The organism is Thauera linaloolentis 47Lol = DSM 12138, from assembly GCF_000310205.1.
GTDB lineage: Bacteria > Pseudomonadota > Gammaproteobacteria > Burkholderiales > Rhodocyclaceae > Thauera > Thauera linaloolentis.
Window position 1 is genome coordinate 1 of sequence record NZ_AMXE01000020.1, and the last position, 25,457, is coordinate 25,457.

Genomic DNA, 25,457 nt, shown 5'->3' on the forward strand with positions numbered 1-25,457 from the left:
GGCGACCGAGCCGCTGCCGCCGTCCGGTGCGCCGCAGGCGGCGAGCAGGCCGGCCGCGGCCGCGGCGGTCAGGAAGCGGCGCCGGTCGAGGGCGGTGTGGCGGCAGCCGTGGTGTGTGCACATGGGGATTCTCCTGTCTCAGTATGGGGTCAGGCGCGGTTCGCGCCGAGACGGAAACGCCACGCGGCGATCGCAAGCGGGACGACGATCCAGCCCGCCATCACGAGGCCGAGCAGCCAGGGCCGGGCCAGCGCGGGCGGGAAGACGGTGGCCAGGCCGTACAGCGTGCGCACGTCTTCCAGCGAGAAGATGTTGAGGATGCGGAAAACGTCGGCCGGATTCAACAGCAGCAGGTAGGGCAGGGTCTCGCCGCCCCACTGGCCGGCGCTCACGACCAGCACGCCGAGCAGCAGCAGGTCGAAGATCAGCACGAAGAAGAACCACATCGCGATCGCCAGGCCCGAGGCGCGCGTGCGGTCGGCGGCGAACACCGACAGCATCACCGCCAGGCTGAGGAAGGCGCAGCCCAGCAGCACCGAGCTGAGCATGAAGCCGAAATAGTGGAACAGCGCATTGAGGTCGAGCTGCGCCGACAGCACGATGCCGACCAGGCCGAAGCCGGCCACGGTGGAGAAGGTCAGTGCGCCGGCCAGGCCGAGGTACTTGCCGAGCAGCAGCTCCACGCGGGTGATCGGCATCGACAGCAGCAGGTCGAGCGAGCCGCGCTCGCGCTCGCCGACGATGGCGTCGAAACCCAGCACCAGCGCAATCAGCGGGATCAGGTAGATGACGAGGCTGACGAGGCTGGCGATGGTCACCTCGATCGAGCGGAAACCTACGGTGCCCTGCTGCGCGGCGCCGAAATAGGCGATCGACAGCGCGAACGCGGTGAACACCAGCGCCACCGCCAGCACCCAGCGGTTGCGGATGCGGTCCCAGAATTCCTTGCCGGCGATGGCGGCAATCTGCGAGAACTCCATGGTTCGCCCCTTAATCCGAAAAGCCGAAGAACACGTCTTCGAGCGAAGGTTCGCGCACGCTGAGGTCGCGCACCTTGCCGCCGAGCGCGGCCAGCGCGGCGATCACCGCCATCTTGGCCTCGCGCGGGCACTGTACCGCGACATGGTCTTCGCGTGCCTCGATCGCGCCCACCGGCAGGCTGCCCAGCGCCGCGCGCACGGCCTCGAAGTCTTCGGCGGCCACGCGCACGCTGAACCACAGCGGCAGGTCCATCTGTTCGCGCAGGGCCTGTACGGTGCCGGTGGCCTGCACCTTGCCGGCGGCCATGATCGCCAGGCGGTCCACCCGCTCCTGGATCTCGGCCAGGATATGCGAGGTGATGACCATCGTCACGCCCTCGCCCTTCAACTGCCGCAGGATGGCGTAGAAGCCGCGGATCGCCTCGGGGTCGAGGCCGGTGGTGGGCTCGTCGAGGAACAGGATGCGCGGCGTGCCGAGCAGGGCCTGGGCGAAGCCGAGGCGCTGGCGCATGCCTTTGGAGTATTCGCGCACGCGCCGGCGGGCGGCGTGGGCGAGGCCGACGCGCTCGAGCAGCGCGGCGTTGCCCTGCGGCGGCACGCCTTTCAGCCGGGCGAAGAACTGCAGCGTCTCCAGCCCGGTGAGGTTGTCGTACAGCACCACGTTCTCGGGCAGGTAGCCGATCTTGCGCCTCACCGCGCGGAAGTCGCCGCCGGCGCCGCCCACCGGGGCGCCGTCGATGCGGATCTCGCCCGCGCTCAGCGGGATCAGGCCGAGCATCATCTTGAACAGCGTGCTCTTGCCGGCGCCGTTGTGGCCGATGAGGCCGAACAGTTCGCCTTCGCGCACGTCCAGGTCGACGCCGTCGACCGCATGGATGCTGCCATAGTGCTTGCGCACGCCGCGGGCGACGATCACCGTGCGCGCGGCCTCATTCGGAGCGGGGGAAGTATCGGCCACGCCATGGGCTCCAGTCGGGGTTGTGCGGCTGCATTCGCGGCTTGGGGTCGACGATGCTGGGCGCGCGCAGCAGCGGGAACTGCTGGCCCACCAGTCGCAGCGTCTGCACCGCCGGGCTCGCCAGCAGCAGCTTCATCATCGGGTGGCGCCATGAGAGACGGTCCACCATGTCGTTGGCCTCGTACTGGACGTCGCCGGCGCCGTCGCCGTCGCGGTCCCAGCCGAGGTAGTTGCTCCAGTAGTTGCCTTCCTTCTCGCCCCACACCATGTCGCGCGCGCCGACGTAGCGCACCTGCTCGCGGTTGGCGATGAAGTCGTTGCCTTCGACCTTGTTGTTCTTCGATCCGGCCCACAGGTGGATGCCGACCCGGTTGTCGATGACGCGGTTGCCGCGCAGCTCGTTGTATTCGGCGTCGTAGATGAAGAAGCCGCGCTGGTTGCCGGCGACGACGTTGTTCTCGATCAGCGAGTCCTGGATGGTGCGCAGCATGATGCCGTGGTCCGAGTTGGCCCAGGCGCGGTTGTTGCGTACGGTCAGGCGGCGCACTTCCATCAGCGCCAGGCCGCCGCGGTTCATCCAGCTGTCGTTGCCTTCCCACACGTTGTCGTAGGCATTCATGTAGTGCGTGCCGTAGCGGCTATGGTGCAGGCGGTTGTCGCGGAACTGCGCGTCGTGCGACACATCCACGTACAGCGCGTCGCGCACGAAGCTGATGTTGTTGCCGATGATGCGCGCGCGGCGGGTGTTGTAGAGCTGGATGCCGTTGCCGCGCTGGGACGATTGCAGTTCGCGCTTGCCGGTGATCAGGTTGCCCTCGATGAGGACATCGTTCGACTGCTCGATCCACAGTCCGAACAGGGTGTAGGCGAAGTCGCAGTTGCGCACCACGGCATGGTGCGAGCCCGGCCAGACGTAGATGCCGGCATTCTGTTCGCGCAGGCTCGCGCCGGAGTCGGCGATGATCAGCCCTTCGATGGTGACGTTCTCGGCCTTGATGCGGATGGTATCGCCGCGCAGGCCGCCCGAGATCGTCGGCCGGTCGATGCCGCGCAGCGTCAGCGGCCGGGTGATCAGCAGGTTCTCGACGTAGCGCGCGCGTTCGACTTCGATGGTGTCGCCCGGCGCGGCGCGGTCGATGGCGGCCTGGATGGATTCACCCGCCTTCACCCGCCACACCGTGGCCGCGGCCGGCAGGGCGAGTGTGGCCAGCAAGGCAAGAGCTGCAGCAAGGCGAAAGAGGCGGGCGGGCAGAGGCATTGATCCGTCGGTGCTTGAGCGTGGGGCGATTATGCGACGCAATGTCTCAGTGTGCCTTGATCTTGGCAAAGTGGGGACCTGCCCCTTGGCGGCCGCGGCCGCGCCGGCTGCGTCGCAAACGATCACCGCCCGCGGGGACGGACGGTGATCGTGCGGAGGAAGACTCAGAGCACCAGCAGGCCGAGACTCTTGAGGGCGATGAACAGCGTTGCGCCAATCAGCAGGTTCTTGAAGCCGACGTAGCAGATCATGTCCATCACGCTCGCCTTGCGGTAGCGCTGGCTCCACCATGGACCTTCCTTGACGTAGGGTTTGGAGCCGAGGCGGACCACGACTTCGAACACGCTCCAGCCGAACCACCAGCCGATGATCGTGTTGGGGGCAAGGTCGTTGCCCAGTGCCGCCAGCACCCAGACGAGGGTGGCGGCGAGCGCGATCGCCAGGCTGGCGGCCTGGATCGTGCGCTGGCGCTGGAAGCCGCTGCGGCTCCAGGGCCACAGGTGGTCCCAGATCTCGGCGCCGATGTGCGCCAGGACGCCGCCGGGGTATGGCGGCTTCACCGGCTCGGTCATGCTGCGGGGGTCGATCATGATGCGCTCCTCGTCGACGTGACGGCGCTCAGGCCTTGGGCGGCTGGCGCCGGCTGGATCGGGATGTAGTAGCCGTCCTTGCCGATCGGCGTCAGCGTCAGGCCGGCCTTGGTGCGGCGCTTGCGCTCCTGCGCCAGCGGCGGGCAGGTGTTCTCGTCGGTATAGAGGATCATGCAGTCGAGGCAGTGCATGCATTCGCGATGGTCGATGCGGCCGTGCTCGTCGATCGCCAGCGAACCGCAACCTACTGCGCAGGCCTTGCAGGTGCTGCATTCCTGCTTGCGCTTGAGGCCGAACCAGCGGAAGGTCGAAGGCATCGCCAGCGAGGCGCCGAGTGGGCACAGGTACTTGCAGAACGGCCGCTCCATGAAGATCGACAGGCCGAGCAGCACCGCCACGAACAAGGTGTAGGGCCAGGCGCGGTTGAACATGCCGACGAGGAAGGTGGTCTTGAACGGCTCCACCTCGGCCAGCATCTCGGCCAAGCCCATCGAGAACACCGATACTGTGAGCAGAATGAAGAACACCGCGTACTTGATCCACTTCAGGCGGTTGTGCCACTTCATCGGCAGCTCGAACTGGAAGCGCTTGAGGCCGATCGTTTCTCCCACCTTGTGGATCAGCTCGGACAGCGAGCCAAAGGGGCACATCCAGCCGCAGAAGAGTCCCCGGCCCCACACGAAAGTGGTGAGGATGATGAAGATCCAGAACAGGAAGATGAAGGGATCGGTCAGGAACAGCTCCCATTTCCACTGAAACAGCAGCGAATGGAACCAGGTCAGCACCTGCGTGATCGAGGGCTGTGCGAGCAGGCCGAAGCCGACGAAGCCGATGCTGATCACCCAGAAAGTGTATTTGAAGGCGTTGACCGGCCACTTGTTCTTGCGCGTCGAGCGGCGCGTCAGCGCGTCGCGCTTGGCATAGACCACGGCCACGGCCACGAGCAGCGCGGCGAACAGGCCGATTTCCAGCGCGCGCGTCTTCCACACCCGCACCCAGGGGGCGTCGGGCTTCTTCACCTCCGGGCGGCCGCCGTCGAGGTAGGCCGCGGGCAGCCAGTATTCACGGTCGAAGTTCACGAAGGTGCGCGCGCCCGTCTCGCGGTCGACGCGGTTGCCGAGGAAGATGAACTTCCACGGGAAGGCGCCGGAGAAGGCGGGCGAGCGCACGATGAATATGCCCGATTCGTTGAAGGCCGGGGCGCCGGGCGCCGAGATGCCGTACAGGTTGAGGTAGTCGAGGTCGCGGAAGGTGAAGGCGTCCTGGCCCTGGCGGATCTGGATGCGATCGTAGATGCCGCCGCGTACGAAGCCCGAACCCTTGAAGGATTCGTTGCCGCCGGTACGGATCACGAACAGCGCGTGCTCGCCTTCGGCCAGCCGGCTCATCAGCGTGCGCCAGCCGGTTTCGCCCATGATCGCGCGGCCGACCTCGGGGTGGTTCAGGTAGCCGTACCACAGCTCGATGAAGGGTTCGCTGCTGCGCGCCAGGCCGACTTGCTCGGGCATCACCGCCAGGCGCTGCACCACGCCTTCGCTGACCATCGTGGCCCAGTCGAGTGCACGGCCGCGGTCGGCGAACTCGGCCTGCGGGCGCACGGCCGCTTCCAGGATGCCGACCTGGCGGCCGACCGAGGCGCCGGACATCATCATCACCTGGTTCTGCGCGATGACCGTCACCGTGGCGCCCGAGATCGCATCCAGGCCGATGATGTCTTCTTCCGGGCGCGAGCGGCCGATCTCGATGTTGTCGCCGACGAACTTGCCCAGGTACTGGTCGTTGAACTTGACCAGCGCGGACTCGGGAATGCCCAGCAGCAGGATCGGCTCGGAGTGCTTGAGGATCTTGATGCCGGCGAAGTGGCCCTGCGGCGTGAGGCCGATCAGCGTGATCACCGGCTTGCCGGAGTAGGCCGGGGTGTCGGTGACGTCGGTCGACAGCACGACGTAGCCGACCAGCTTGCGCGTGCCGTTTTCCTCCGCGTAGCCCTCGACGTAGGACGGCTGGCCCTTGCGTTCGGAGAAACTCGTCGCGCCGGGCAGCACGTCGGTACAGGGGACGTAGTCGCACAGCGCCGGCGCGGTATTGACCTCGGGCGGCAGCTTGGCCTCGTACGCGCTTTGCGCGCCGGCGGGCGGAGGGAGGAGGGCGACGGCAGCGAGAAGGGCCGCCATTGCGATGCCCCGCAGGGCGGAGAGGGGCTTCATGATGCGCTCCATTAGGAAATTGCGATGGAGTCTAGGAAAGCCGGAACAGGGTGTATTTGTCCCGGATCAATTCGTCGGAGAAGGCGTGCCGCGGCGCGTCTGGAAAAGCAACAGGGGGCTTGGCGCCCCCTGTTGCTATGCGGCCTGCTAGCGTGCCGGTGTCATGCCTCGACGATCATGCGGCTGCGCATTTCGAGGTGCAGCGCATGGCAGAAGTGGGTGCAGTAGCACCAGAACACGCCCGGCTTGTCGGCCTTGAAGGTCACCGACTTGGTTTCCTGCGGATTGACGATGAAGTTGACGTTGTACTTCGGAATCGCGAAGCCGTGCGTCAAGTCTTCGATCTTGTCCAGGTTGGTCAGGATGACGGTGACTTCGTCGCCCAGCTTGAGCTTGAACTCGCGCGGCTCGAAGGCCGGCGCCAGCGAGGTGATCTTGACCGTGACCTTGTTGCCGTCGCGGAACACGCCGGCCTCCTTCGCATCCTTGACCGCGTTCGGGAAGTCGTTGATGTCGTACACCTGCTTGGGCTGCAGCAGGTCGCGCTTGAAGATGATGAAGTCGTGCGGCTCGGGGCGGACCGGGTGGTCAGCCATCAGCACCATCTTGTCGCCCGAGATGTCGACCAGCTGCTCGGTTTCGGCGTGCAGCGGGCCGACCGGCAGGAAGCGGTCCTTCGAGAACTTGCACCCCACGCACAGCCACTTGCCGTCGGCGAACATGGTCTCGGACTGCGAGGCGTTGATGTGGCCGGGCTGGTAATGCACGTCGAGGCGGTCGACCACGTACTGGGCGTTGGTGTCGCCGCCGTGGAACTTGATGGCCGCCTCCACGTTCCACTTCACGATCTGGCTGTCGAGGAACAGCGTGGTGTAGGCATTGCCGCGGCCGTCGAAGGCCGTGTGCAGCGGGCCGAGGCCGATCTCGACTTCGGCGACGATGGCCTTGTCCAGGTCGTCCAGCTTGCCGTCGAACCATTCGAGCACCTTGGCCAGCTCGATCACGGTGGCGGTCGGCGACAGCTTGCCGGCGCAGATGAAGTACTTGCCGTCCGGGCTGGCGTTGACGCCGTGCGGGTTCTTCGGAACCGACACGTAGGCGACCAGCGCGGTCGCGGGGTCGGCGTTGGCGGCCTTGGTGCCATCGACGACCGGCACCTTGGAGGTGCCGAAGGTCTTGAACTTGCCGTCCTTGACCGCCTGCTCGATGCGGCCGACGTTGAAGAAGATGCAGGCGTCGCGTTCGGCCGACATCATGCCTTCATAGTGGTAGCCGCCCTCGGTGTTGTACTGGTTCGAGGCGGCGAGCTTGCCGTCGTACGAAGTGGCGACGAGGTCGCAGTTGCCGTCGATCAGGACCTGCCAGCGCACGTCCATGGTTTCGGCATCGATGCAGCTGAAGAGCGCGCGGTATTGTTCCGGCGCATCGGCGTCACGGCCGTCGTTCGGCAGCGGAGTGTGGAACTCGGCGCCGCAGAACACGCGGGTGGTGTAGTTGATCGCGGGATCGACCGGGTCGCGCTTGTCCGGGAAGATGCCGTGGAAGCCCTGCACGTTGGGCAACTCGGTGATCTTGTCGCAGATCAGGTAGTCGAGCCGGATGCGGGCGATGCGGCTGTTGATCTTGTCGTTGATCCACGCATAGCGGCCGTCGTAGTTGCCGTCCTTGTACGAGGCGTGGGTGTGGTGGGTGTCGCCGACGGTGTAGCGCAGGCTGCCGTCGGGCTTGGTGCCCATGACCGCCTTCGATTCGTTGGTGACGCCCCAGCCCACGAGCGCGTCGGGGACGAAGCAGGGCACGCGGTGCAGTTCGCGCCCGGAAGGCAGACCCAGCACGCGGAAGTCGCCGGTGTGGCCGCCGCTCCAGAAGCCGTAGTAGGTGTCGAGTTCGCCCGGCTTCAAGTGCACCGAGTTGTGCGCTGCCGCGGGGGCAGCCGCGGATACGGCCGCGGGCGCGGCCGCCGGGGCGGATTCCTTGTTGCATGCCGACAGGCCCACCGACAGGCCCGCGCCGGCCAGGCCGGCGAAGGCGGCGGTGTTGAGGAACTTGCGGCGGTTCGGGTCGGGCATCGCGTCGGCCTGGTTCATCTTCACATCTTCGTTCATGATCATGTCGCTCCCGTTCTGGCTTGATCGGCGTTCGTCCAGTCATCCGGAACGCGTGCGTCTTGCGCGGGCTGGGCGGATGCCTGTGACAAAATGTCCTGTGGCGTTTTGTCGCAGGTGCACTCTAGGCCCGGCTGCGGGGGCAAACCTTGATCTGGGTTAAGGACCGTCCTTTCCGTCGGCATCGGAAGCGGCCGTGTCCGTATGGGATTTCATCAGGATGAATCTTCTTCGCGGCGGTTCCAGCGCATCGCAGTCCGACCCCGCAGGCTTGGTGGGCGCTTCCCGTACGGGCGGGGGCGGCATGCCCACCGAGCCGGAGATCGCCGCGCTGCGCACGGATCCGGCCCGCCTGCTGCAATTTCGCTGGCTGTCGGTCGCCGCCATGGTGGCGATGGCCGTGCTCGTGTTTCCCGTGCTTGCTCCTGGGCATCCCGCGCAGCCCCTGCTGGCGGTGGCGCTGGTCCTGGCGGCGGTGAACCTGGCCCTGCTGGCCGGCCTGGCGCGCTGGCTCGACGGGCGTGGCGGCGCCTTCGTGCAGCTGCTGCTCGACCTGCTGGGCTGGGGAGCTTTCCTGTTCTACGGCGGCGGCGTCACCAATCCGGCGATCTCGTTGCTGCTGCCGGTCGTGGCGGTGGGCGCCTCGATCCTGCCCGCGCGCCAGGCCTGGGCGCTGGCGGCGGCCGCGATCGGCGTCTATGCGGTGTTGTGGGAGTTTCATCATCCGGTGCGTCTCGCCGATGCCGCCGCGGCGATGCACTGGCACCTCGCCGGCATGTCGATCAGCTTCGCGCTCGCCGCGGTGACCGTGGTGTGGTTCATCGCCCGGCTCAATGCCGAGCTGGCGAAAGGTGCGGCGGCGCTTGCCGAGGCCCGCTCCGCGCGCGCCCGCGACGCCCACGTCGTCGCCCTTGGCAGCCTTGCGGCTGGCGCGGCGCACCGGCTGGGCACGCCGCTCGGCACGCTCCGCATCCTGGCGGACGAACTGGCGCGGCGGGACGGCCTGGACGGCGAAATGCGCGAAGACCTCGGCCTGATGCGGGAGCAGCTCGATCATTGCCGCGAGATACTCAACAGCCTGACGCGCGAGGCCGGTCAGCAGCGCGCCGAAGGCGGCGGGGCAGAATTCGCCGGGCCATGGCTGCGCGCCGCGGCGGCGCGCTGGCAGCGCCTGCGCCCGGAAGCCGGCTTGCGCCTGGAGATCTCCCCCGAGCTGTCGGCGCACAGTCTCGTTGCCGACGCGAGCCTGGCCGAGGCGCTGCAGAATCTCATCGACAATGCGGCCAATGCCAACGCGGCGGCGGGCCGCGCCGGCACAGCGGTGGAGGTGCGCGCAGCGCTGGACGACGGCGGAATGCTGCGGATCGACGTGCTGGACAGCGGCTCGGGCATCGCGGAAGGGCGGCTCGCGGCGGCGCGCCATGCGCCGCTCGGCAGCCACGCCGAAGGCATGGGGGTCGGGCTGATGCTGGCGCATGCGGCGGTCGAGCATCACGGCGGCCAGCTGGATTTCCTCTCGCGCCCCGGTGGCGGCACCATTGCACGCATTGCCGTCCCGCTGCGTCCCGCTGGCGCATGAGTCCGGTGCGTCCCCGCTGCTGCCTCACGGCGCGGCGTGCGGCGGGAGTGGCGTGAAGTCCCGGCGTTCGGCGATGAAGGAGGGGCGTGGCGGCAGGCCGCAGAAAGGCGCGGCCGGCGTGTTGTGCACGCTGTTGTAGACGAAGAAGACGTTGCTGCGCGGCAGCGGCGTGATGTTGGAGTTCGAGCCGTGCATCACGTTGCAGTCGAAGAAGGTCACCGAGCCGGCCGGGCCGGTGGGCGCGACGATGCCGAACTCTTCGACCAGCCGCATCAGGCTGGCGTCGTCGGGCACGCCCACTTCCTGGCGTCTGAGCGAGGCGAGGTAGTGCGCCTGCGGCGTCGCGCCGACGCACGAGATGTAGCGCTGGTGCGAGCCGGGAATGATCATCAGTGGCCCGTTGTGCGGCGTGTTGGGCGTCAGGCTCACCGAGCAGCTCACCATCCGCATCGCCGGAATGCCGTCCTCCATGTGCCAGGTCTCGAAGTCTGAGTGCCAGTAGAACTCCTTGCCGCGAAAGCCGCTCTTGTAGTTGATGCGCGACTGGTGCAGATAGACCTCGCTGCCGAGCAACTGGCGGGCGATCGCCACCAGCCGGGGATAGGCGCACAGCCGGCGCAGCACGGCGCTGCGTCTGTGGACTTCGAACAGCGAGCGCAGCTCGCCGCTGCCGGGTTCGATGATGGCTTCCGCGGCGTGCCTGACGGTTTCGTCGCGGCGCAGCGCGTCGAGCTCGCCGAGGCAGGCGCCGAGCTCGTCGGCGCCGATCAACTGGTCGAAAGTCAGATAGCCGTTGTCGCGGTAGAAGCGCAGCTCGGTTTCGCTCAGCGGGCCGTCGCCGGCGTGGCCATGGACCACCGGGTCCTGGCGGTCGGCGATGCGCGGCTCCGGCCAGAAGCGGGACGGATAGCGGTCGTCGTCGCGCGGCCGGGCATGCGCCGCCCGTGGTGGCAGTGTCGTCGTCATGACGTGCTCCTCTTCAGTCGGCCAGGACGTAGGCGCCGCCTGCGTCATGCACCTCGCGCCCGGTCAGCGGCGGGTTGAAGACGCACACCATGCGCATGTTCACGCCCTTATTGGCGCGCAGGATGTGGCGGTCGTGGGCGTCGAGGGCGTACAGCGTGCCCGGCCGGATGGGGTGGGTGAGGCCGGTGGCGAGATCGGTGATCTCGCCCTCGCCGTCGATGCAATAGACGGTTTCGAGATGGTTGCGGTATTCCATCTCGAGTTCGGCGCCGGCCTTGATGATGGTGTCGTTGACCGAGTAGCCCATGCCATCCTGCTTGTAGATGAGGCGGCGGCTGGTCCAGCCTTCGGTGTCGACGTCGGCCGCGGTGCCGATGATGTCGTCGAGATGTTTCACGATCATGATTCGAGCCCTCGATGTGCTTGGGGTGGAAAAGGTGATGCGGCGCCTCAGGCGACCTGGCCGATTTCTGCGGCGAGCGTGGCGGCGAGCGCGGCGTCTATCGTGTCCAGCCCTTTCGTCAGCGTTGCCTCGTCCATGGTCAGGCTGGGCAGCAGCTTCAGAACCTGGCCGTCGATGCCGGCGGTCTCGATGATCAGTCCACGCTCGAAGCAAGCCTGGGAGACGCGGCCGGCAAGTCCGGGGTCGCCGAACTCGACCCCCTGGATCAGGCCGCGGCCGCGCACCGCGCCTTCGACACCGTGCGACTTCAGCATGCGTTGCAGGTGCTTGTGCACCCGTTCACCCTTGTGCTCCACCGCGCGGTTCAGGCGGTCGTCCTGCCAGTAGTGTTCCAGCGCCGCGGTTGCGGTGACGAAGGCGGGGCAGTGGCCGCGGAAGGTGCCGTTGTGCTCGCCCGGCGCCCATTGGTCGAGGTCCGGCCGGATCAGCACCAGCGCGAGTGGCAGGCCGTAGCCGGACAGCGACTTCGACAGCGTCACGATGTCGGGTTCGATGCCGGCTTCTTCGAAGCTGAAGAAGCCGCCGACGCGTCCGCAGCCGACCTGGATGTCATCGACGATGAGGACGATGCCGTTGTTCCGGGTGATCCGGCGCAGGCGGCGCAGCCATTCGGCGCTGGCGACGTTGACGCCGCCTTCCGCCTGTACCGTCTCGACGATGACCGCTGCCGGCACTTCCATGCCGCTGCCGTTGTCGAGCAGCATCGCCTCGAAGTAGTCGAGGGTATCGACGTCGCTGCCGAGATAGCCGTCGAAGGGGACGGAGGAGGCGTGCGACAGCGGCACGCCGGCGCCGGCGCGCTTGAAGCCGTTGCCGGTCACTGCCAGCGAGCCCAGCGTCATGCCGTGGAAGGCGTTGGTGAAGCTCACCACCTGTTCGCGGCCGGTGACCTTGCGCGCAAGCTTCAAGGCGGCCTCGACCGCGTTCGTGCCGGTGGGGCCGGGGAACTGGAGCTTGTACGACAGGCCGCGCGGCGCCAGGATCAAATCGTGGAAGCGTTCGATGAAGCGCGCCTTCGCCGTGCTGTACATGTCGAGCGTATGGGTGATGCCGTCGGCCGCCAGGTAGTCGGTCAGCGCGCGTTTGATGGGTTCGGGGTTGTGGCCGTAGTTGAGCACGCCGGCGCCGCAGAAGAAATCGAGATAGCGCCGGCCACGCTGGTCGGTCATCCAGGCGCCTTTGGCCGTGGTGAATACTGCGGGGAAATTGCGGCAATAGCCGCGGACCTCGGATTCGTGTCGTTCGAAGACGTTCATCAGACTCCTCCTTGTAATGGTCGAGTGGTGACATCAGCCGGTGGCACCGACTGATGGCGTTGGCAAAGCGCTTGGCGAGCGCCGTCCCCGGCGCAGAGGCTCAGGGCGCCGAGCCGTCGAGCGGACCGATGCGGTACAGGGGTTCCGCAGGGTGCGGACAGGGGAACATGTCCGCTGTGAACAGCGGCGAGACTGCGCAGTCCGTGCCGCAGTCGCGGGCGAAGCGGCGGAACAGCGCCTGTGAAGCCGTGTTGTCGTCGGCGACGGTGGCGGTGACCCACCTGCAGCCGCGATTGGCCGGCAGCGCGCTCCATTCCTGCAGCAGCTTCAGCCCCAGGCCCTGGCCGCGGTGTTCCGGCAGGACGCCGATTTGCCATACGAAGGCCGTGTCGGTCTGGCGCGGCGGGTGGTAGCCGACGACGGCGCCGACCATGCGGCCGTCGTGTTCGGCGACCAGGCAGGTGTCGCCGAAATCGGCTGCGAACAGGAGGTAGAAATAGGCTGAATTGAGTTCCAGCGCGCCCGTGGCTCCGACCAGCCGCCACAGGGCGGCGCCGTCGTCGGGGCGTGCGGGCCGGAAATGAAGGGGACGGGAAATGCTCGGCTTACGTCGGTCCGTGTCGTTCATGCCATGGGTTGTTTGTCGGTGGTGCGGCGTTTGCCATCGGATGGCGAGCGGCACACCAAGCCGGCGGGCGTCGCCTGCCGGCCGGCCCCGAAGGGCCTGCAAAGGAACTCAAGCGACGCTCAGGCCGTTGAATGAACCCGACCTGACCGGCTGCCGGCCGCGGATCGGGCGAAGAATCACGAAGGATTCGCCGGGAGGTGAATGCGTGTTCGTATAAATTATATTGCGACAAATATAATTTGTGCAAGCGCTCATGCAGTGTTTATACAGATGGAGCCTCGCGTCCGGTGCGTGCATGGGGGCTTCTGCGGATGGCCTGGGCCTGCATTGACCGGGGTTTTGCGTGGGCGGGTCCTCCATCGCGCGGTGCCGTATCGGTCCGGCGCGGGGTCGGATTTCCTTTCGTGTCCGGGAGGTGGCAACATTGCGCGCTCCGCCGTCCCGCTGCATCAGCCTGCCGCATGAATTCCGAACACGCCCCGACCCTGCTCGTCGTCGATGACGACCCCGCCTTCAATCGCGTGCTGGCGCGCGCGCTCGCGCAGCGCGGCTTCGACACCTATGGCGCCACCGACTGTGAAGGCGCGCTCGAACTGGCGCAGGATCATTCGCCCGAGTTCATCGTGCTCGACCTCAACATCGGCGGCGAATCCGGCCTCAAGCTCATCCGCCCGCTGCTCGACGCCAGTCCCGGCGCGCGCATCCTGGTGCTGACCGGCTATGCCAGCATCGCCACCGCCGTGGATGCGGTGAAGCTCGGCGCCGTCCAGTACCTGGCCAAGCCGGCCGACGTGGATGCCATCATCAAGGCCTTGCAGGCCGAGGACGTCGTCATCGACGAACGTGCGCCCGAGGCGCCGATGTCGGTCGACCGCCTCGAATGGGAGCACATCCAGCGCGTGCTCGCCGGGCACGACGGCAACATCTCGGCGACCGCGAGGGCGTTGCAGATGCACCGCCGCACGCTGCAGCGCAAGCTCGCCCGCCCGCCGGGCGGCACCTGAGCGTGCGCCGTCCGTGACCGCCGCACGCCATCCGCTGGAGGCGGATCTGTTCCTGTTGCTGGCCACGCTGGCGGCCGCGGCGGGCTGGATCTTCTCCAAGGAAGCGCTCGCCGGGCTGCCGCCCCTGCTGTTCGTCGGTAGCCGTTTCCTGCTGGCGGGCGTGGCGCTGGCCGTGTTCGGCTGGCCGCAGCTGCGCGTGCTCGGGCGCAGGGGCTGGCGGGGCGCGCTGATGGTCGGCGCCCTGTTCGCACTGGCGATGGCGTTCTGGATCAGCGGCCTGCAGCATGCCAGGCACATCGGCGAGGGGGCGTTCATCGCCAGCCTGGGGGTCGTGCTCGTTCCCCTGGTCGGCCGCCTGTTCTTCGGCGAGCGGCCGCCGCGCATGGTCTGGGTGTCGATGCCGCTGGCGCTGGTGGGCTTCGCCTGCCTGTCGCTGGAGCACGGCTTCCGCGTCGAGCCCGGGCAGTGGTTCTTCGTTGCGGCGGCGGCGGTCTTCGCGGTGCTGATCAACCTCAACGGCCGTGTCGTGCACGACGTTCCGGCGCTGGCGCTGAGCACCGTGCAGGTGACGACGGTCGGGGTGCTGATGCTGCCGTTGTCGGCCGCGCTGGAAACCTGGCCCGGCGCGGTGCAGGCGCCGGTGCTGGGCTGGCTGCTGGGCAGCGCCCTGTTCGCCACCACGCTGCGTTTTTTCGCCCAGCTCCATGGGCAGAGCCTGACCACGCCCAGCCACGCCGCAGTCATCCTGATGCTGGAGCCGATGTGGACCGCGCTTGCCGCCGCGTGGTGGTTCGGCGAGCGCATGGGCGCGCTGCAGTTCTTCGGCTGTACGCTGATCTTCTCGGCCCTCGTGCTCAGCCGCTGGCGGGTGGTGCGGGACGTGCTGAGGATGCTGGCGGGGCGCTGAGGGGCAGGGGAGTCTTGCATGCGCCGGCCGCCGCCAGGGGCGTTCCAGCGGCCGCGGCCCGGGCCCCTCGCCTCCCAGCGTGTCCTCCGGATTGCGTAGCGGGCATTCGTTCAGCGACGGGTAGCCGCAGCCGATGCAACTGTCGAGCATGTTGCGCAGGCGTGCCAGGCGCTTGATGCGGGCGTCGAGATCCTCGCGCCACCTTGATGACCGCGATGTAGCGCAGCGCCACCGCGGGAAAGCGCCGCGGGTTTCCGCGGCGCGGCGAATGGCGACGGCGATGCGCGATGCAATTCGTCCCCGGCCCGGATATTCAATAGGGCCGAAGGCCGGAGCCCATTGTCGGGATGATTGCTTATGATCGGCACATCGGGAAAGTCAATTCAGATATCGATGCGCGGCTTTTTACGTCGGGGTGCAATCCTCAATTGCGGCCGCCAGTGTCCAGCCGGGCCGAATCCCGTGCGCCGCACCGTCCCACCCGCCGCTCCGATACCGAAATCAATTGCGATCCGGGGTGGGTGCGCCGGGGTGACTGTTGTCCGAAACTGTATCTGCGGGCCGTCATGTTGCACTGCAGTTCTGTCCTAAGATCGCCTCCACTCAACGGGCGAACTCCCTCTTCTCCGTATTTTCGGAATGGCCGCCTGGTGGATGCGAAGTGTTTCCATCAGCGGCTCTTTTTTTCGGATGGCAATGGGGAGATTGAAATAATCGGAAGGCACGGGCGTGATTCGAGGACGCGGTGCGCCGATTGCCCCGAATGAGTGTGTGACCAGGCAGGAGACAACGGATGGATGGCAATGGGCAGGACGCCGTACTTTCCGTGTTTTGAATAAAACAGAAAAAATAGAATCAGGAGGATGTGGTGGTATTCATAACGTCATCGAATCGGTTTTCCTGGCGGAAGGCGTGCCTGGGCATTGCAAGCTGTGTCGCCATTGCCGCCTTTCCATTCCATGCTGCTGCCGCCGCCGGAAACAAATCCGTGGCGGCGGTCGACCAGAAGCGGCTCGTCAACGCGGCCGCCGATCCGGGCAACTGGATTACCCGCGGCGGCACGTCGGACGAACAGCATTACAGCCCGCTGAAGCGGATCGACACGTCCAACGTGTCGCGGCTCGGGTTGGCCTGGTACGGCGAATTCGACACCAACCGCGGCCAGCAGGCGACGCCGCTGGTGATCGACGGCGTGCTGTACACCAGCACGGCATGGTCGAAGGTGTACGCCTACGATGCCGCCACCGGCGAGCAGTTGTGGTTCTTCGATCCCGAGGTGCCGGGCAAGAAGGCGCCGGATGGCTGCTGCGACGTGGTCAACCGCGGCGTGGCGGCGTGGAAGGGCAAGATCTACGTGGGCACCTACGACGGGCGCCTGATTGCGCTCGACGCCAAGAGCGGCAAGCCGGTGTGGGAGACGCAGACCACCGACGTGACGCGCAGCTACACCATCACCGGTGCGCCGCGGGTGGCCAACGGCAAGGTGTTCATCGGCAACGGCGGGGCCGAGTTCGGCGTGCGCGGCTACGTGTCGGCGTATGACGCCGAGAGCGGCAAGCTGGACTGGCGCTTCTACATCACCCCCAACCCGGAAGGAAAGCCCGACGGTGCGGCCTCGGACAGGATCCACCGCGAAATCGGCTTCAAGACCTGGGGCGACGGCTGGTGGAAGCAGACCGGCGGTGGCGGCACCGCGTGGGATTCCATCGTCTACGACAAGGACTACGACCAGGTCCTGATCGGCACCGGCAACGGCACGCCGTGGAGCCACGTGGCGCGTTCGGGTGGCGAGGGCGACAACCTGTTCATCTCGTCCATCGTCGCGGTCGATGCCAATTCCGGCGAGTACAAGTGGCACTACCAGTCGACACCGGCCGAGGAATGGGACTTCACCGCGACCCAGCCCATCGTGCTGACCGAGCTGGAGGTCGATGGCAAGAAGACCAAGGTGGCGATGCAGGCGCCGAAGAACGGTTTCTTCTACGTGCTCGACCGCAGCAACGGCAAGCTCGTTTCGGCGAAGAACTTCATGCCGGTGAACTGGGCCGCGGGCATCGACCTCGAGACGGGGCGCCCCATCGAGTACCCGGCGGCGCGCTATTCGAAGCACGGCAACGACTTTCTTGCGATTCCGGGCGCGTTCGGCGCGCACAACTGGCCGCCGATGGCATACAGCCCGGACACCGGCCTGGTGTACATCCCGGCGCAGCAGGGTTCGTTCGGCTACAAGCACGACCCGGACTTCAAGTACAACCCGCTCAACGGCGCCTGGAACCTGGCCAACATTTCCGGGCACCCGACGCTGGCGCCGCGCGATGAGGCCGACCGCCTGAGCGTCACCCAGAGCTTCCGCGGCGACCTGATCGCCTGGGACCCGCAGGCGCAGAAGGAAGTCTGGCGGGTGCCGTATCCCTCCATCGGCGCGGGCGGCACGCTCGCCACGGCCGGCAACCTGGTGTTCCAGGGCACGCCGGACGGCATCTTCCATGCCTACGAGGCCGATACCGGCAAGGAAGTGTGGAGCTACGACGGCCGCATCGGCATCATCGCCGGCGCGATGAGCTACGAGATCGACGGCACCCAGTACGTTGCCGTGCTGTCCGGCCTGGGCGGTTCGGCCGGCCTGCAGATCCCGCACATGAAGAATCCCCGCGCGGGTATCGGACGGGTGCTGGTGTTCAAGCTCGACGGCAGCGGCGCCCTGCCGCCCTACGAGCGCGCGCACCGGCCGGCACAGGTGCCGGCGGAGACCTTCCCGCCCGAGATGGTCGCCCGGGGCGCGGCCTTCTACGGTAACTGCGTGGCCTGCCACGGCTACGGCACCTACACCAATGACGAGGTCGTGCCCGACCTGCGCCGCTCGCCGCTGCTGCTGGACAAGGCGTCGTTCGCGGCGGTGGTGTATGACGGCATCCGCGAAAGCCGCGGCATGGTGAGCTTCGCCGACCGCATGAGCCGCGACGACGTGGAGGCGCTGCGCGCCTGGCTGGTTGACCGCGCCATCCAGCTCAAGGCGGACGAGGCGGCCGAGCAGGCCGCGCGCGCATCCGGCAATCCGGCCGCCAAAGCCAACCCCTGAACGCATGACCGACTACACAGGCACCGCCTCCGCGTCTTGCGGAGGGGGTGGCTTCCTCACGAGGTGAAAAAATGAACACAGAACGTCAAGAGCGTCCGTCGACCGGGCTGCTGCTGGGGCTGGCCTGCGTGGCCGGCGTTGCCGGAATGCTGGCGGCGGGGGACAGCGAGGCGGCCACCGGCCGCAGCTTCATCGCGCCGCATGAATATGCGCTGCCGTCCAATGTCCCCGATGGATTCGACGTGTTTCTCGTCTATGGCTACCTGGAGCGGGGCGACCAGGCTTTCGATGCCAAGGGCGACAAGCAGCGTTCCGACCGCACGGAGACGATGGTCTCGCTGTTGAAGTATTCGCGCGGCTGGACCCTGGAGAGCGATCCGAACTTCGGCTACGCCTGGGAGCTGATCGTGCCGGTGAGCGGCTCACGCAACCGTACGGCGAGGACCTCGGCGAGCGGGGTGGGCGACCCCATCGTCGCGCCCTACATCTGGTACAAGCTGTCGGAAAAGGTCACCGTCGGCACCGACTTCCTGTTCCAACTCCCGGTCGGCGACAGCGACGTGGGCGGCGGCGACAGCTGGAAGTTCACCAACTCGGTTTTCGTCGACGTGCAACTGGGCAAGTTCAACTACACCGGCGACGTGATCTGGAACTTCCCCGGCACGTCGAACAAGGCGGACGCCAAGGCCGGGAAGTCGTGGTCGACCGAGCACTTGTTCGGCTATCGTGTCTCGCCGCTCGTGGAACCGTATGTGGGCGTCGCCTACGAATACCAGAAGGCGTCGGTGATCAACCCCGCCAACAGCGAGACCGACGTCATGGGTGGGGTGATGTTCCATTTCAAGAAGGGCAGCGCGGCGTTCCACTTGCTGCACACGGTGGATGGCAAGAACCGGCCCGCCGGCAACTCGCTCAATCTGCGGCTGGTGTGGGCGCTCTGACGGCGGGCCGCCGGTCCGACAAGAAGGAAGGAAACTCGAAGGAGACGAAAGCATGAAAAACGATCTGAATCCCGCGCTGGCCGCCCAGGCCGGCAGCGCCCGGCATTACGCGATGCTGATCGACGGCGAGCTGGTTGCCGGCGCGACGACGATCCCGGTCATCGATCCGGCGACCGAAGAGGTCTTTGCCCATGCCCCGGCGGCCGACGTGAGCCAGCTCGAAAAGGCGGTCGCGGCGGCCAAGGCGGCGTTCGGCGCGTGGAAGGACGTGGCGCCTGCCGAGCGCGCCGCGCTGGTGCATCGCATCGCCGACGCCATCGAGGCGCGGCGCGAGGAGATCGCGCGGATCATCACGCTGGAAGTCGGCAAGCCGATCGCGGCTGCCCGCGCGGACGTGGATCTGTCGCTGATGTGGGCGCGCCAGGTGGCGGCTGTGGAACTGAAGCCGGAGGTGCTGCAGGACGATGAACAGGCCTACGTCGAGGTCCGCTACAAGCCGATCGGCGTCGTGGCGGCCATCATCCCGTGGAACTTCCCGTTCTTCCAGACCGTGTACAAGCTGGTGCCGGCCCTGCTGACCGGCAACACCGTCGTCGTCAAGCCGGCGCCGACCAGCCCGTTGAACGCGATGCTGCTGGGCGAGATCCTGCACGGCATCCTGCCGCCGGGCGTGGTCAATGTCGTCGGTGATGACGGCAGCCTCGGTCCGCGCCTGTCGAGCCACCCCGACATCGGCAAGGTGTCGTTCACCGGGTCGACGGCGGCCGGGCGGCAGGTGATGGCCAGCGGTGCGCCGACGCTCAAGCGCATCGTGCTGGAACTCGGCGGCAACGATGCCGCGATCGTGCTCGACGATGCCGACGTCGATTCGGCGGCCCGGGGCATCTTTACCTGGGCCTTCATGAATTCGGGGCAGGTCTGCATCAACATCAAGCGCATCTACGTGCCGGATGCGTTGTACGACCGCTTCTGCGACGTGTTCGCGAAACTCGCCAGGTCGGCGGTCGTGGGCCACGGGCTGGACGAGAAGACCGAGTACGGCCCGATCCAGAACCGGCGCCAGTACGAAGCGGTCCTGCGCTCGCTCGACGTCGCCCGGCGCGACGGCACGGTGATCGCGGGCGGCGAGCCGGCGCAGGGCAAAGGCTATTTCGTGCCGCCGACGGTGGTGCGGGACATCGATGAATCGAGCCTACTGGTCAGCGAAGAGACCTTCGGCCCGATCCGCTCGATCCTGAGGTATTCGTCGATCGACGAAGCGGTACGCCGCGCCAACGATACGCAGTACGGGCTGGGCGGCTCGGTGTGGGGCAAGGACATCGAGCACGCGGCACGGATCGCCGCACGGCTGGAAAGCGGCACGACGTGGGTGAACACCCACTTCGCGCTGGCGCCGAATGTCCCGTTCGGCGGACGCAAGCAGTCGGGACTGGGGGTCGAATTTGGCCTCGAAGGCATCCACGAGTTCACCGACCGCCACGTCATCCACGTCGCGCGGGGGTGACGGCACCGGGCGGCGCGGATACCGTCCGTGCCGCCCGGCCGCCTTACAGGCAGGCCTTCATGCTCTCGATGAACAGCGGGTCCTGCAGGTAGCCGACGTTCAAGCGGGTCCAGGGCGACTTCGAGCGGGGGTTCAGCATGAAGATCGAGCCGGGGGCGAGAACGACCCCCTTGGGCAACAGGCGCAGCGTCAAGGCGTTCATGTCTTCGATGCCCGGGAAGCGCGCCCACAGATAGAGCGTCTGTTCGGGCTCGCAGAACAGTTCGGCGCCGAGATCCTTCAGTATCCGGATTCCGTCCCGGGTGGCGCTGCGGGCATGTTCCTGGAGGCGGACGACGTGGCGCAGGAAATGCCCCTCGCTGAGCATCACGTCGAGAATCCGTTCGCTGTATTCGCAGCCGCTGACATGCAGCAGCATCTTGATGTCGGCCAGTTCCTCGATCCGGTTGACGTCGCCGGCGATGAAGCCGGCGCGCAATGATGCGGAAAGCGATTTGGAGAAACTGCCGACGTAAAGCGTATTCCTGAGATTGTCCACCGCTGATATCTTCGGGGCGGAATTGATCTTGATGTCGGCGACGGCATCGTCTTCGACGACCAGCAGGTTGTACATGGCGGCGAGTTTCGCGATTCGCCGTGCCTTTTCTTCGCTGATGTCCGAGCCGGTGGGGTTCTGCCCCGACGACTGGACGAAGAAAAGGCGGGCGCGTTCGGTACGCAGCTTGTGCTCGAGCATTTCGACGTCCGGGCCGTCGGCAAGGCGCGGAATGGCGATCATCCGTGCGCCCTGCAACTGGAGCTTGCCGAATAGCGGGTAATAGCCGGGCTCTTCGACGAAAACCGGATCGCCGGCCGATACATAGCGCCGAATGATCAGGTCGAGCCCGTGGTTGCCGCCGTGCGTCGTCATGATCTGGCGTTCGGATGCGCCGATCGAATGGGCGGCCAGCTTGCGGTTGATGTGGGAGCGCAGGTTCGGATTGCCGTAGCGGCTGCCGTAGCGGAACAACCCGGCGATGCCGTTGCGCGTGATCTGGCGGTGGAACTTGTCGATGCGCATCTCCGACAGCCAGTGCGGCGGCGGCAAGGCGATGCTGAGGTTCGATTCGCCCGGGGCCTGCAGCAATTGCTGGCGCATAAGCCAGATGGTGTCGATGGCCCGCTGGTACGCCTGCGGCGACGCTTCGTCGCCATCGTGGGCCTGTCTGGGGCTGCCGATCACGAAAAAGCCCTTGCCCCGGTGGGCCTGGACCAATTGCCACTGCGTCAGCAGCTCGAATGCGGCGATGACCGTATTCAGCGAATGCGAATAGAGCCGCGCGTAGATCCGCAGCGACGGCAGCTTGTCGCCTTTCTTGAGCGAGCCGGACAGGATCTGCTTCGAAATGTCCTGGGCGATCTTCTCCGCGGCGTTCTTCTGTTTCATGGCGTCATTGGGTGGGGGTGGCGTGGGTAACTGTTTCCCGCGACTGTATCTTCCTTGGCCGTGGGCTTCTTGCTAGCGTGATTCATTGTCTGGCGGCGTGGAAAGATTCATTTTTCGGGCTATTGCCGTTGAATCTTTCCGCCTATTCTTATTGGCGCCTTGCCGCGCCTATCTTACTGCGTGGAGATGAAATGGAGAAACTCGCAAGCAGCGAGGCGGACGATTCCATTGACAAGCGTGCGATGTCGGCGCGGGTGATTCCCGCCCGCTACAACATGGGTTTCGACGCATGCACGAAGTGGGCGGCCGGCCCGGATCGCCTGGCACTGGTGCACGACGATGGAAAGACCATCGAGCGCTATTCATTCCAGGACATCGAGGCGCTATCCAATCAGACGGCGAACCTGCTGCGCGATGCCGGCGTCACCGTCGGGACCCGGGTGGCCTTGATGGTGCCGCAGCGCCCCGAGACGGCCTATTGCCACGTCGCCATCTACAAGTCGGCAGCCATCGCGGTGCCGCTGTTTCCGCTGTTCGGCGAGGAAGCGATCGAACACCGCTTGTCCGACAGCGAGGCCGAAGTGTTCATCGGCGACCGCCAGTCGATCGCCAAGCTGAACCGGGTCCGTGCCCGGCTGCCACATCTCGAGCGCGTGTTCTGTGTCGATGGCGCCGCCGAGGGCGCCGAGGACTTCCACGCGCTTCGGCGCAGCGCCGCGGCGCATGCGCCGATTGCCGACACGTCCGCGGACGATCCGGCACTGATCATCTACACCTCCGGCACGACCGGAAAATCGAAGGGCGCGCTGCACGCGCAGCGCGTGCTGCTGGGGCATCTCCCCGGCGTCGAGATGTCGCACGACGGTCTCGGCCAGCCCGGCGACCTGATGTGGACGCCGGCCGACTGGTCGTGGATCGGCGGGCTGCTGGATGTGCTGATGCCCGCCTGGCACCACGGCATTCCCGTGCTTGCGCGCCGTTTCGAGAAGTTCGACGCCGCCGAGGCGATGGCATTGATGGCCCGCCACGGCGTGCGCAACGCCATGCTGCCGCCGACCGCACTGAAGCTCCTGCGTGCCGGCACGCGCGGCGATCATGACTACGGCCTGGCGCTGCGCTCGGTCGCGAGCGGCGGGGAAAGCCTGGGCACCGAACTGCTCGACTGGGGGCGCGCCGTCCTCGGCGTGAACATCAACGAATTCTATGGACAGACTGAATGCAACATGGTGGTGTCGTCGAGCAGCCGCCTGTTTCCGGCCAAACCCGGCTGGATGGGCAAGGCGGTGCCGGGGCACGACGTGCGCATCGTCGATGCGTGCGGGGCGGTGAAGCCGATCGGTGAAGCCGGGCTGATCGGCGTCCGCCAGCCGAACCCGGTGTCCTTCCTCGGTTACTGGAACAACCCGGCGGCGACCCGCGACAAGTTCGCCGGCGACTTCCTGCTGACGGGCGACCAGGGCGAGATGGACGCCGACGGCTTCATCCGCTTCATCGGGCGCGACGACGACATCATCACCAGCGCCGGCTACCGGATTGGCCCGGGACCGATCGAGGATTGCCTGCTCGGCCACCCGGCGGTACGGCAGGCCGCAGTGATCGGCATTCCCGATCCCGAGCGGACCGAACTGGTGAAGGCCTTCGTCGTCCTCAACGACGGGTTCGCCGGCGGCGACGAACTGACCCGGCAGTTGAAGGAGCACGTCCGCTCGCGGCTCGCCGGACACGAGTACCCGCGCCTGATCGAGTATCTCGACGAGCTGCCGAGCACGACCACCGGCAAGGTGCTGCGCCGCGAGTTGCGGCTTCGGTAAGGCTACGGTGGGGCGACTGGTGGTGTGATTTCACCGGTGACGCGATCGGCCGCACTCGCCCAGCCCGATGTTCTGCAGCACCTGATCCAGCGTTGCTCCCGTGCTTGTCAGGGAAATACCGTATCAGCACAAGAGGGTGCATCAATCCCGGACGCTGGTTTGAGAATGCCGTTGCAGGTGCTGGAACAAGGCTTCTTGGCGTTCCAGACCCGTCTCCGGGCTAGCTCCAATACCGTTCAGATAAGCGCGGCTTGTTTCTGTAGGAGCGGCGCCAGCCGCGCGAACACGGCCTGATTCGCGGCTAAAGCCGCCCTTACCGTGACGAGGCGCGCGTTGACTGAACCGCATTGGGGCCAGTTCCCTATGTTTCCAAGGTGGCTTCTGGGGTGATTCCACCGCCAAATGGGGTAGTCGTGGGTTCGGAATGGGGTAGTTCCACGGAAAACTACCCCATTGGCGCTGCCCGCCGTGCTGTTCAGCCAGCCGAGTGCTACCCGGCTGTCACTGGGGCAGGAGAAAGTCAGACGTTGAACAAGAAATTCAGCACGTCCCCATCTTTGACCACGTACTCCTTCCCTTCCGCGCGCATCTTGCCGGCTTCCTTGGCGCCGGCTTCGCCCTTGTACTGGATGAAATCCTCGAAGGCGATGGTCTGGGCGCGGATGAAGCCGCGTTCGAAGTCGGTGTGGATGACGCCGGCGGCCTGGGGGGCAGTGTCGCCGGCATGGATGGTCCAGGCGCGCACTTCCTTCACGCCGGCGGTGAAATAGGTCTGCAGGCCGAGCAGCGTGTAGCCGGCGCGGATCAGGCGGTCGAGGCCGGGTTCTTCGAGGCCCATGGTCTCGAGGAATTCTTTCTTGTCGCCATCGTCGAGGTCGGCGATTTCGGCTTCGATGGCGGCGCACAGCGCGACCACCTGGGCGCCTTCGGCGGCGGCGTGGGCGCGCACGGCGTCCAGATGCGGGTTGCCCTCGAAGCCGTCCTCGGAGACGTTGGCGGCGTACAGCACCGGCTTGGCGGTGATCAGGCAGAAGGGCTTGAGGCTGGCCCACTCTTCCTTGGCGAGATCGAGCGCGCGCACCGGCTTGCCGGCATCGAGCTGGGCGAAGCTCTTTTCCAGCACCGCGACCAGAGCCTTGGCTTCCTTGTCGCCCGAGGCGGCGGGGCGCTTGTAGCGGGCGACGGCCTTTTCGACGGTGGCGAGGTCGGCCAGCGCGAGTTCGGTGTCGATGACTTCGATGTCGCGGATCGGGTCGACGCTGCCCGAGACGTGGATCACGTTGTCGTCGGCGAAGCAGCGCACCACGTGCACGATGGCGTCGGTTTCGCGGATGTTGGCCAGGAACTGGTTGCCCAGGCCTTCTCCCTTGGAGGCGCCCGCCACCAGGCCGGCGATGTCGACGAATTCGACGATGGCCGGCTGCACCCGCTGCGGCTTGACGATTTCGGACAACTGGACGAGGCGCGGATCGGGCACTTCGACGATGCCGACGTTGGGCTCGATGGTGCAGAAGGGGTAGTTCTCGGCCTGGATGCCGGCCTTGGTGAGGGCGTTGAAGAGGGTCGACTTGCCGACGTTGGGCAGTCCGACGATTCCGCATTTCAGGCTCATGTGAATCCTTGTCGTTCCGGGGCAGGCATCGCGTGAGCGGGCTATTGCCTTGATCCGGTGTGGAAAACCACGAATTGTACCGCGATGGGGGAGGGCATCCAAAGCCGGGCGATGGCTACAAAACGGCCGGGCTGCGCCTACAATGTCTGGCTTGCATTGCCACAAAACAAATCATGGAGGAGC

General features: G+C 66.5%; 20 protein-coding genes. 7 read left to right on the top strand and 13 right to left on the bottom strand.

Features of this window, described 5'->3' with window-relative positions:
* The 7 genes from C666_RS07560 to nosZ form a co-directional block, all read right to left on the bottom strand.
* Positions 1-123, bottom strand: a 123-nt coding sequence (locus C666_RS07560) for a twin-arginine translocation signal domain-containing protein (RefSeq protein WP_004336253.1), incomplete at its 3' end; no start/stop codon positions are given.
* A gap of 26 nt (positions 124-149) precedes the next feature.
* Positions 150-980, bottom strand: a complete 831-nt coding sequence (locus tag C666_RS07565) for an ABC transporter permease (protein WP_004336254.1) — start codon at positions 978-980, stop codon at positions 150-152.
* A gap of 10 nt (positions 981-990) precedes the next feature.
* On the bottom strand, positions 991-1,938 hold the full coding sequence (locus C666_RS07570) for an ABC transporter ATP-binding protein (RefSeq protein ID WP_004336255.1): 948 nt from the start codon (positions 1,936-1,938) through the stop codon (positions 991-993).
* A complete protein-coding gene (locus C666_RS07575) occupies positions 1,910-3,196 on the bottom strand; it encodes a nitrous oxide reductase family maturation protein NosD (protein ID WP_028792104.1) in 1,287 nt (428 codons plus the stop codon). The genes C666_RS07570 and C666_RS07575 overlap by 29 nt, the downstream gene beginning before the upstream one ends.
* A 164-nt stretch (positions 3,197-3,360) precedes the next feature.
* Positions 3,361-3,786, bottom strand: a complete 426-nt coding sequence (locus tag C666_RS07580) for a hypothetical protein (protein ID WP_004336259.1) — start codon at positions 3,784-3,786, stop codon at positions 3,361-3,363.
* A complete protein-coding gene (locus C666_RS07585) occupies positions 3,783-5,993 on the bottom strand; it encodes a NosR/NirI family protein (protein ID WP_038000469.1) in 2,211 nt (736 codons plus the stop codon). Before C666_RS07585 ends, C666_RS07580 begins: the two co-directional genes overlap by 4 nt.
* Before the next feature lie 161 nt (positions 5,994-6,154).
* Entirely contained in the window at positions 6,155-8,098 is a 1,944-nt protein-coding gene (nosZ, locus tag C666_RS07590) for a TAT-dependent nitrous-oxide reductase (RefSeq protein ID WP_081593401.1), read from the bottom strand.
* A 220-nt stretch (positions 8,099-8,318) separates the two neighbouring features.
* On the opposite strand from nosZ, the gene C666_RS07595 reads away from it, so the two are divergent.
* The gene (locus tag C666_RS07595) at positions 8,319-9,677 is read left to right on the top strand and encodes a sensor histidine kinase (RefSeq protein ID WP_245603905.1); all 1,359 of its coding nucleotides are present in this window, start codon (positions 8,319-8,321) and stop codon (positions 9,675-9,677) included.
* A 24-nt stretch (positions 9,678-9,701) separates the two neighbouring features.
* On the opposite strand, the gene thpD is transcribed toward C666_RS07595, so the two are convergent.
* From thpD to ectA, 4 genes are all read right to left on the bottom strand, one after another.
* Entirely contained in the window at positions 9,702-10,643 is a 942-nt protein-coding gene (thpD, locus tag C666_RS07600) for an ectoine hydroxylase (protein WP_004336263.1), read from the bottom strand.
* Between the two features lie 13 nt (positions 10,644-10,656).
* Entirely contained in the window at positions 10,657-11,046 is a 390-nt protein-coding gene (locus tag C666_RS07605) for an ectoine synthase (RefSeq protein WP_004336264.1), read from the bottom strand.
* Between the two features lie 47 nt (positions 11,047-11,093).
* Complete coding sequence (gene ectB / locus C666_RS07610) at positions 11,094-12,362, bottom strand: diaminobutyrate--2-oxoglutarate transaminase (RefSeq protein ID WP_004336265.1); 1,269 nt, start codon at positions 12,360-12,362, stop codon at positions 11,094-11,096.
* 100 nt (positions 12,363-12,462) lie between these two features.
* Entirely contained in the window at positions 12,463-12,990 is a 528-nt protein-coding gene (gene ectA, locus C666_RS07615) for a diaminobutyrate acetyltransferase (RefSeq protein ID WP_004336266.1), read from the bottom strand.
* A gap of 461 nt (positions 12,991-13,451) precedes the next feature.
* Between ectA and C666_RS07620 the strand changes: the two genes are divergently transcribed.
* The 5 genes from C666_RS07620 to C666_RS07640 all read left to right on the top strand — a co-directional run bounded on the left by C666_RS07620 (position 13,452) and on the right by C666_RS07640 (position 20,425).
* The gene (locus tag C666_RS07620) at positions 13,452-13,994 is read left to right on the top strand and encodes a response regulator transcription factor (protein WP_004336267.1); all 543 of its coding nucleotides are present in this window, start codon (positions 13,452-13,454) and stop codon (positions 13,992-13,994) included.
* Between the two features lie 13 nt (positions 13,995-14,007).
* The gene (locus C666_RS07625; RefSeq protein WP_004336268.1) at positions 14,008-14,901 is read left to right on the top strand and encodes a DMT family transporter; all 894 of its coding nucleotides are present in this window, start codon (positions 14,008-14,010) and stop codon (positions 14,899-14,901) included.
* Between the two features lie 988 nt (positions 14,902-15,889).
* The gene (locus tag C666_RS07630; protein ID WP_004336269.1) at positions 15,890-17,980 is read left to right on the top strand and encodes a PQQ-dependent dehydrogenase, methanol/ethanol family; all 2,091 of its coding nucleotides are present in this window, start codon (positions 15,890-15,892) and stop codon (positions 17,978-17,980) included.
* A 71-nt stretch (positions 17,981-18,051) separates the two neighbouring features.
* The gene (locus tag C666_RS07635) at positions 18,052-18,921 is read left to right on the top strand and encodes a transporter (protein ID WP_004336270.1); all 870 of its coding nucleotides are present in this window, start codon (positions 18,052-18,054) and stop codon (positions 18,919-18,921) included.
* A gap of 52 nt (positions 18,922-18,973) precedes the next feature.
* On the top strand, positions 18,974-20,425 hold the full coding sequence (locus tag C666_RS07640; RefSeq protein ID WP_004336271.1) for an aldehyde dehydrogenase family protein: 1,452 nt from the start codon (positions 18,974-18,976) through the stop codon (positions 20,423-20,425).
* Positions 20,426-20,468: 43 nt separating this feature from the next.
* Here the strand turns inward: C666_RS07640 and C666_RS07645 are convergent, their stop codons facing one another.
* Complete coding sequence (locus C666_RS07645; protein WP_004336272.1) at positions 20,469-21,851, bottom strand: aminotransferase-like domain-containing protein; 1,383 nt, start codon at positions 21,849-21,851, stop codon at positions 20,469-20,471.
* Between the two features lie 191 nt (positions 21,852-22,042).
* On the opposite strand from C666_RS07645, the gene C666_RS07650 reads away from it, so the two are divergent.
* Positions 22,043-23,662, top strand: coding sequence for an acyl-CoA synthetase (locus tag C666_RS07650; protein ID WP_004336273.1), 1,620 nt, complete (start codon positions 22,043-22,045; stop codon positions 23,660-23,662).
* Between the two features lie 520 nt (positions 23,663-24,182).
* Here the strand turns inward: C666_RS07650 and ychF are convergent.
* Positions 24,183-25,274, bottom strand: a complete 1,092-nt coding sequence (gene ychF / locus C666_RS07655) for a redox-regulated ATPase YchF (RefSeq protein ID WP_004336274.1) — start codon at positions 25,272-25,274, stop codon at positions 24,183-24,185.
* Positions 25,275-25,457 lie beyond the last annotated feature (183 nt).

Excerpts from the sequence above, each read along its gene's own strand:
- C666_RS07565 (WP_004336254.1), bottom strand. The coding sequence starts at position 980 with ATGGAGTTCTCGCAGATTGCCGCCATCGCCGGCAAGGAATTCTGGGAC.
- C666_RS07575 (WP_028792104.1), bottom strand. The coding sequence starts at position 3,196 with ATGCCTCTGCCCGCCCGCCTCTTTCGCCTTGCTGCAGCTCTTGCCTTG.
- C666_RS07580 (WP_004336259.1), bottom strand. The coding sequence starts at position 3,786 with ATGATCGACCCCCGCAGCATGACCGAGCCGGTGAAGCCGCCATACCCC.
- C666_RS07585 (WP_038000469.1), bottom strand. The coding sequence starts at position 5,993 with ATGAAGCCCCTCTCCGCCCTGCGGGGCATCGCAATGGCGGCCCTTCTC.
- nosZ (WP_081593401.1), bottom strand. The coding sequence starts at position 8,098 with ATGAACGAAGATGTGAAGATGAACCAGGCCGACGCGATGCCCGACCCG.
- C666_RS07595 (WP_245603905.1), top strand. The coding sequence starts at position 8,319 with ATGAATCTTCTTCGCGGCGGTTCCAGCGCATCGCAGTCCGACCCCGCA.
- thpD (WP_004336263.1), bottom strand. The coding sequence starts at position 10,643 with ATGACGACGACACTGCCACCACGGGCGGCGCATGCCCGGCCGCGCGAC.
- C666_RS07605 (WP_004336264.1), bottom strand. The coding sequence starts at position 11,046 with ATGATCGTGAAACATCTCGACGACATCATCGGCACCGCGGCCGACGTC.
- ectB (WP_004336265.1), bottom strand. The coding sequence starts at position 12,362 with ATGAACGTCTTCGAACGACACGAATCCGAGGTCCGCGGCTATTGCCGC.
- ectA (WP_004336266.1), bottom strand. The coding sequence starts at position 12,990 with ATGAACGACACGGACCGACGTAAGCCGAGCATTTCCCGTCCCCTTCAT.
- C666_RS07620 (WP_004336267.1), top strand. The coding sequence starts at position 13,452 with ATGAATTCCGAACACGCCCCGACCCTGCTCGTCGTCGATGACGACCCC.
- C666_RS07635 (WP_004336270.1), top strand. The coding sequence starts at position 18,052 with ATGAACACAGAACGTCAAGAGCGTCCGTCGACCGGGCTGCTGCTGGGG.
- C666_RS07640 (WP_004336271.1), top strand. The coding sequence starts at position 18,974 with ATGAAAAACGATCTGAATCCCGCGCTGGCCGCCCAGGCCGGCAGCGCC.
- C666_RS07645 (WP_004336272.1), bottom strand. The coding sequence starts at position 21,851 with ATGAAACAGAAGAACGCCGCGGAGAAGATCGCCCAGGACATTTCGAAG.
- C666_RS07650 (WP_004336273.1), top strand. The coding sequence starts at position 22,043 with ATGGAGAAACTCGCAAGCAGCGAGGCGGACGATTCCATTGACAAGCGT.
- ychF (WP_004336274.1), bottom strand. The coding sequence starts at position 25,274 with ATGAGCCTGAAATGCGGAATCGTCGGACTGCCCAACGTCGGCAAGTCG.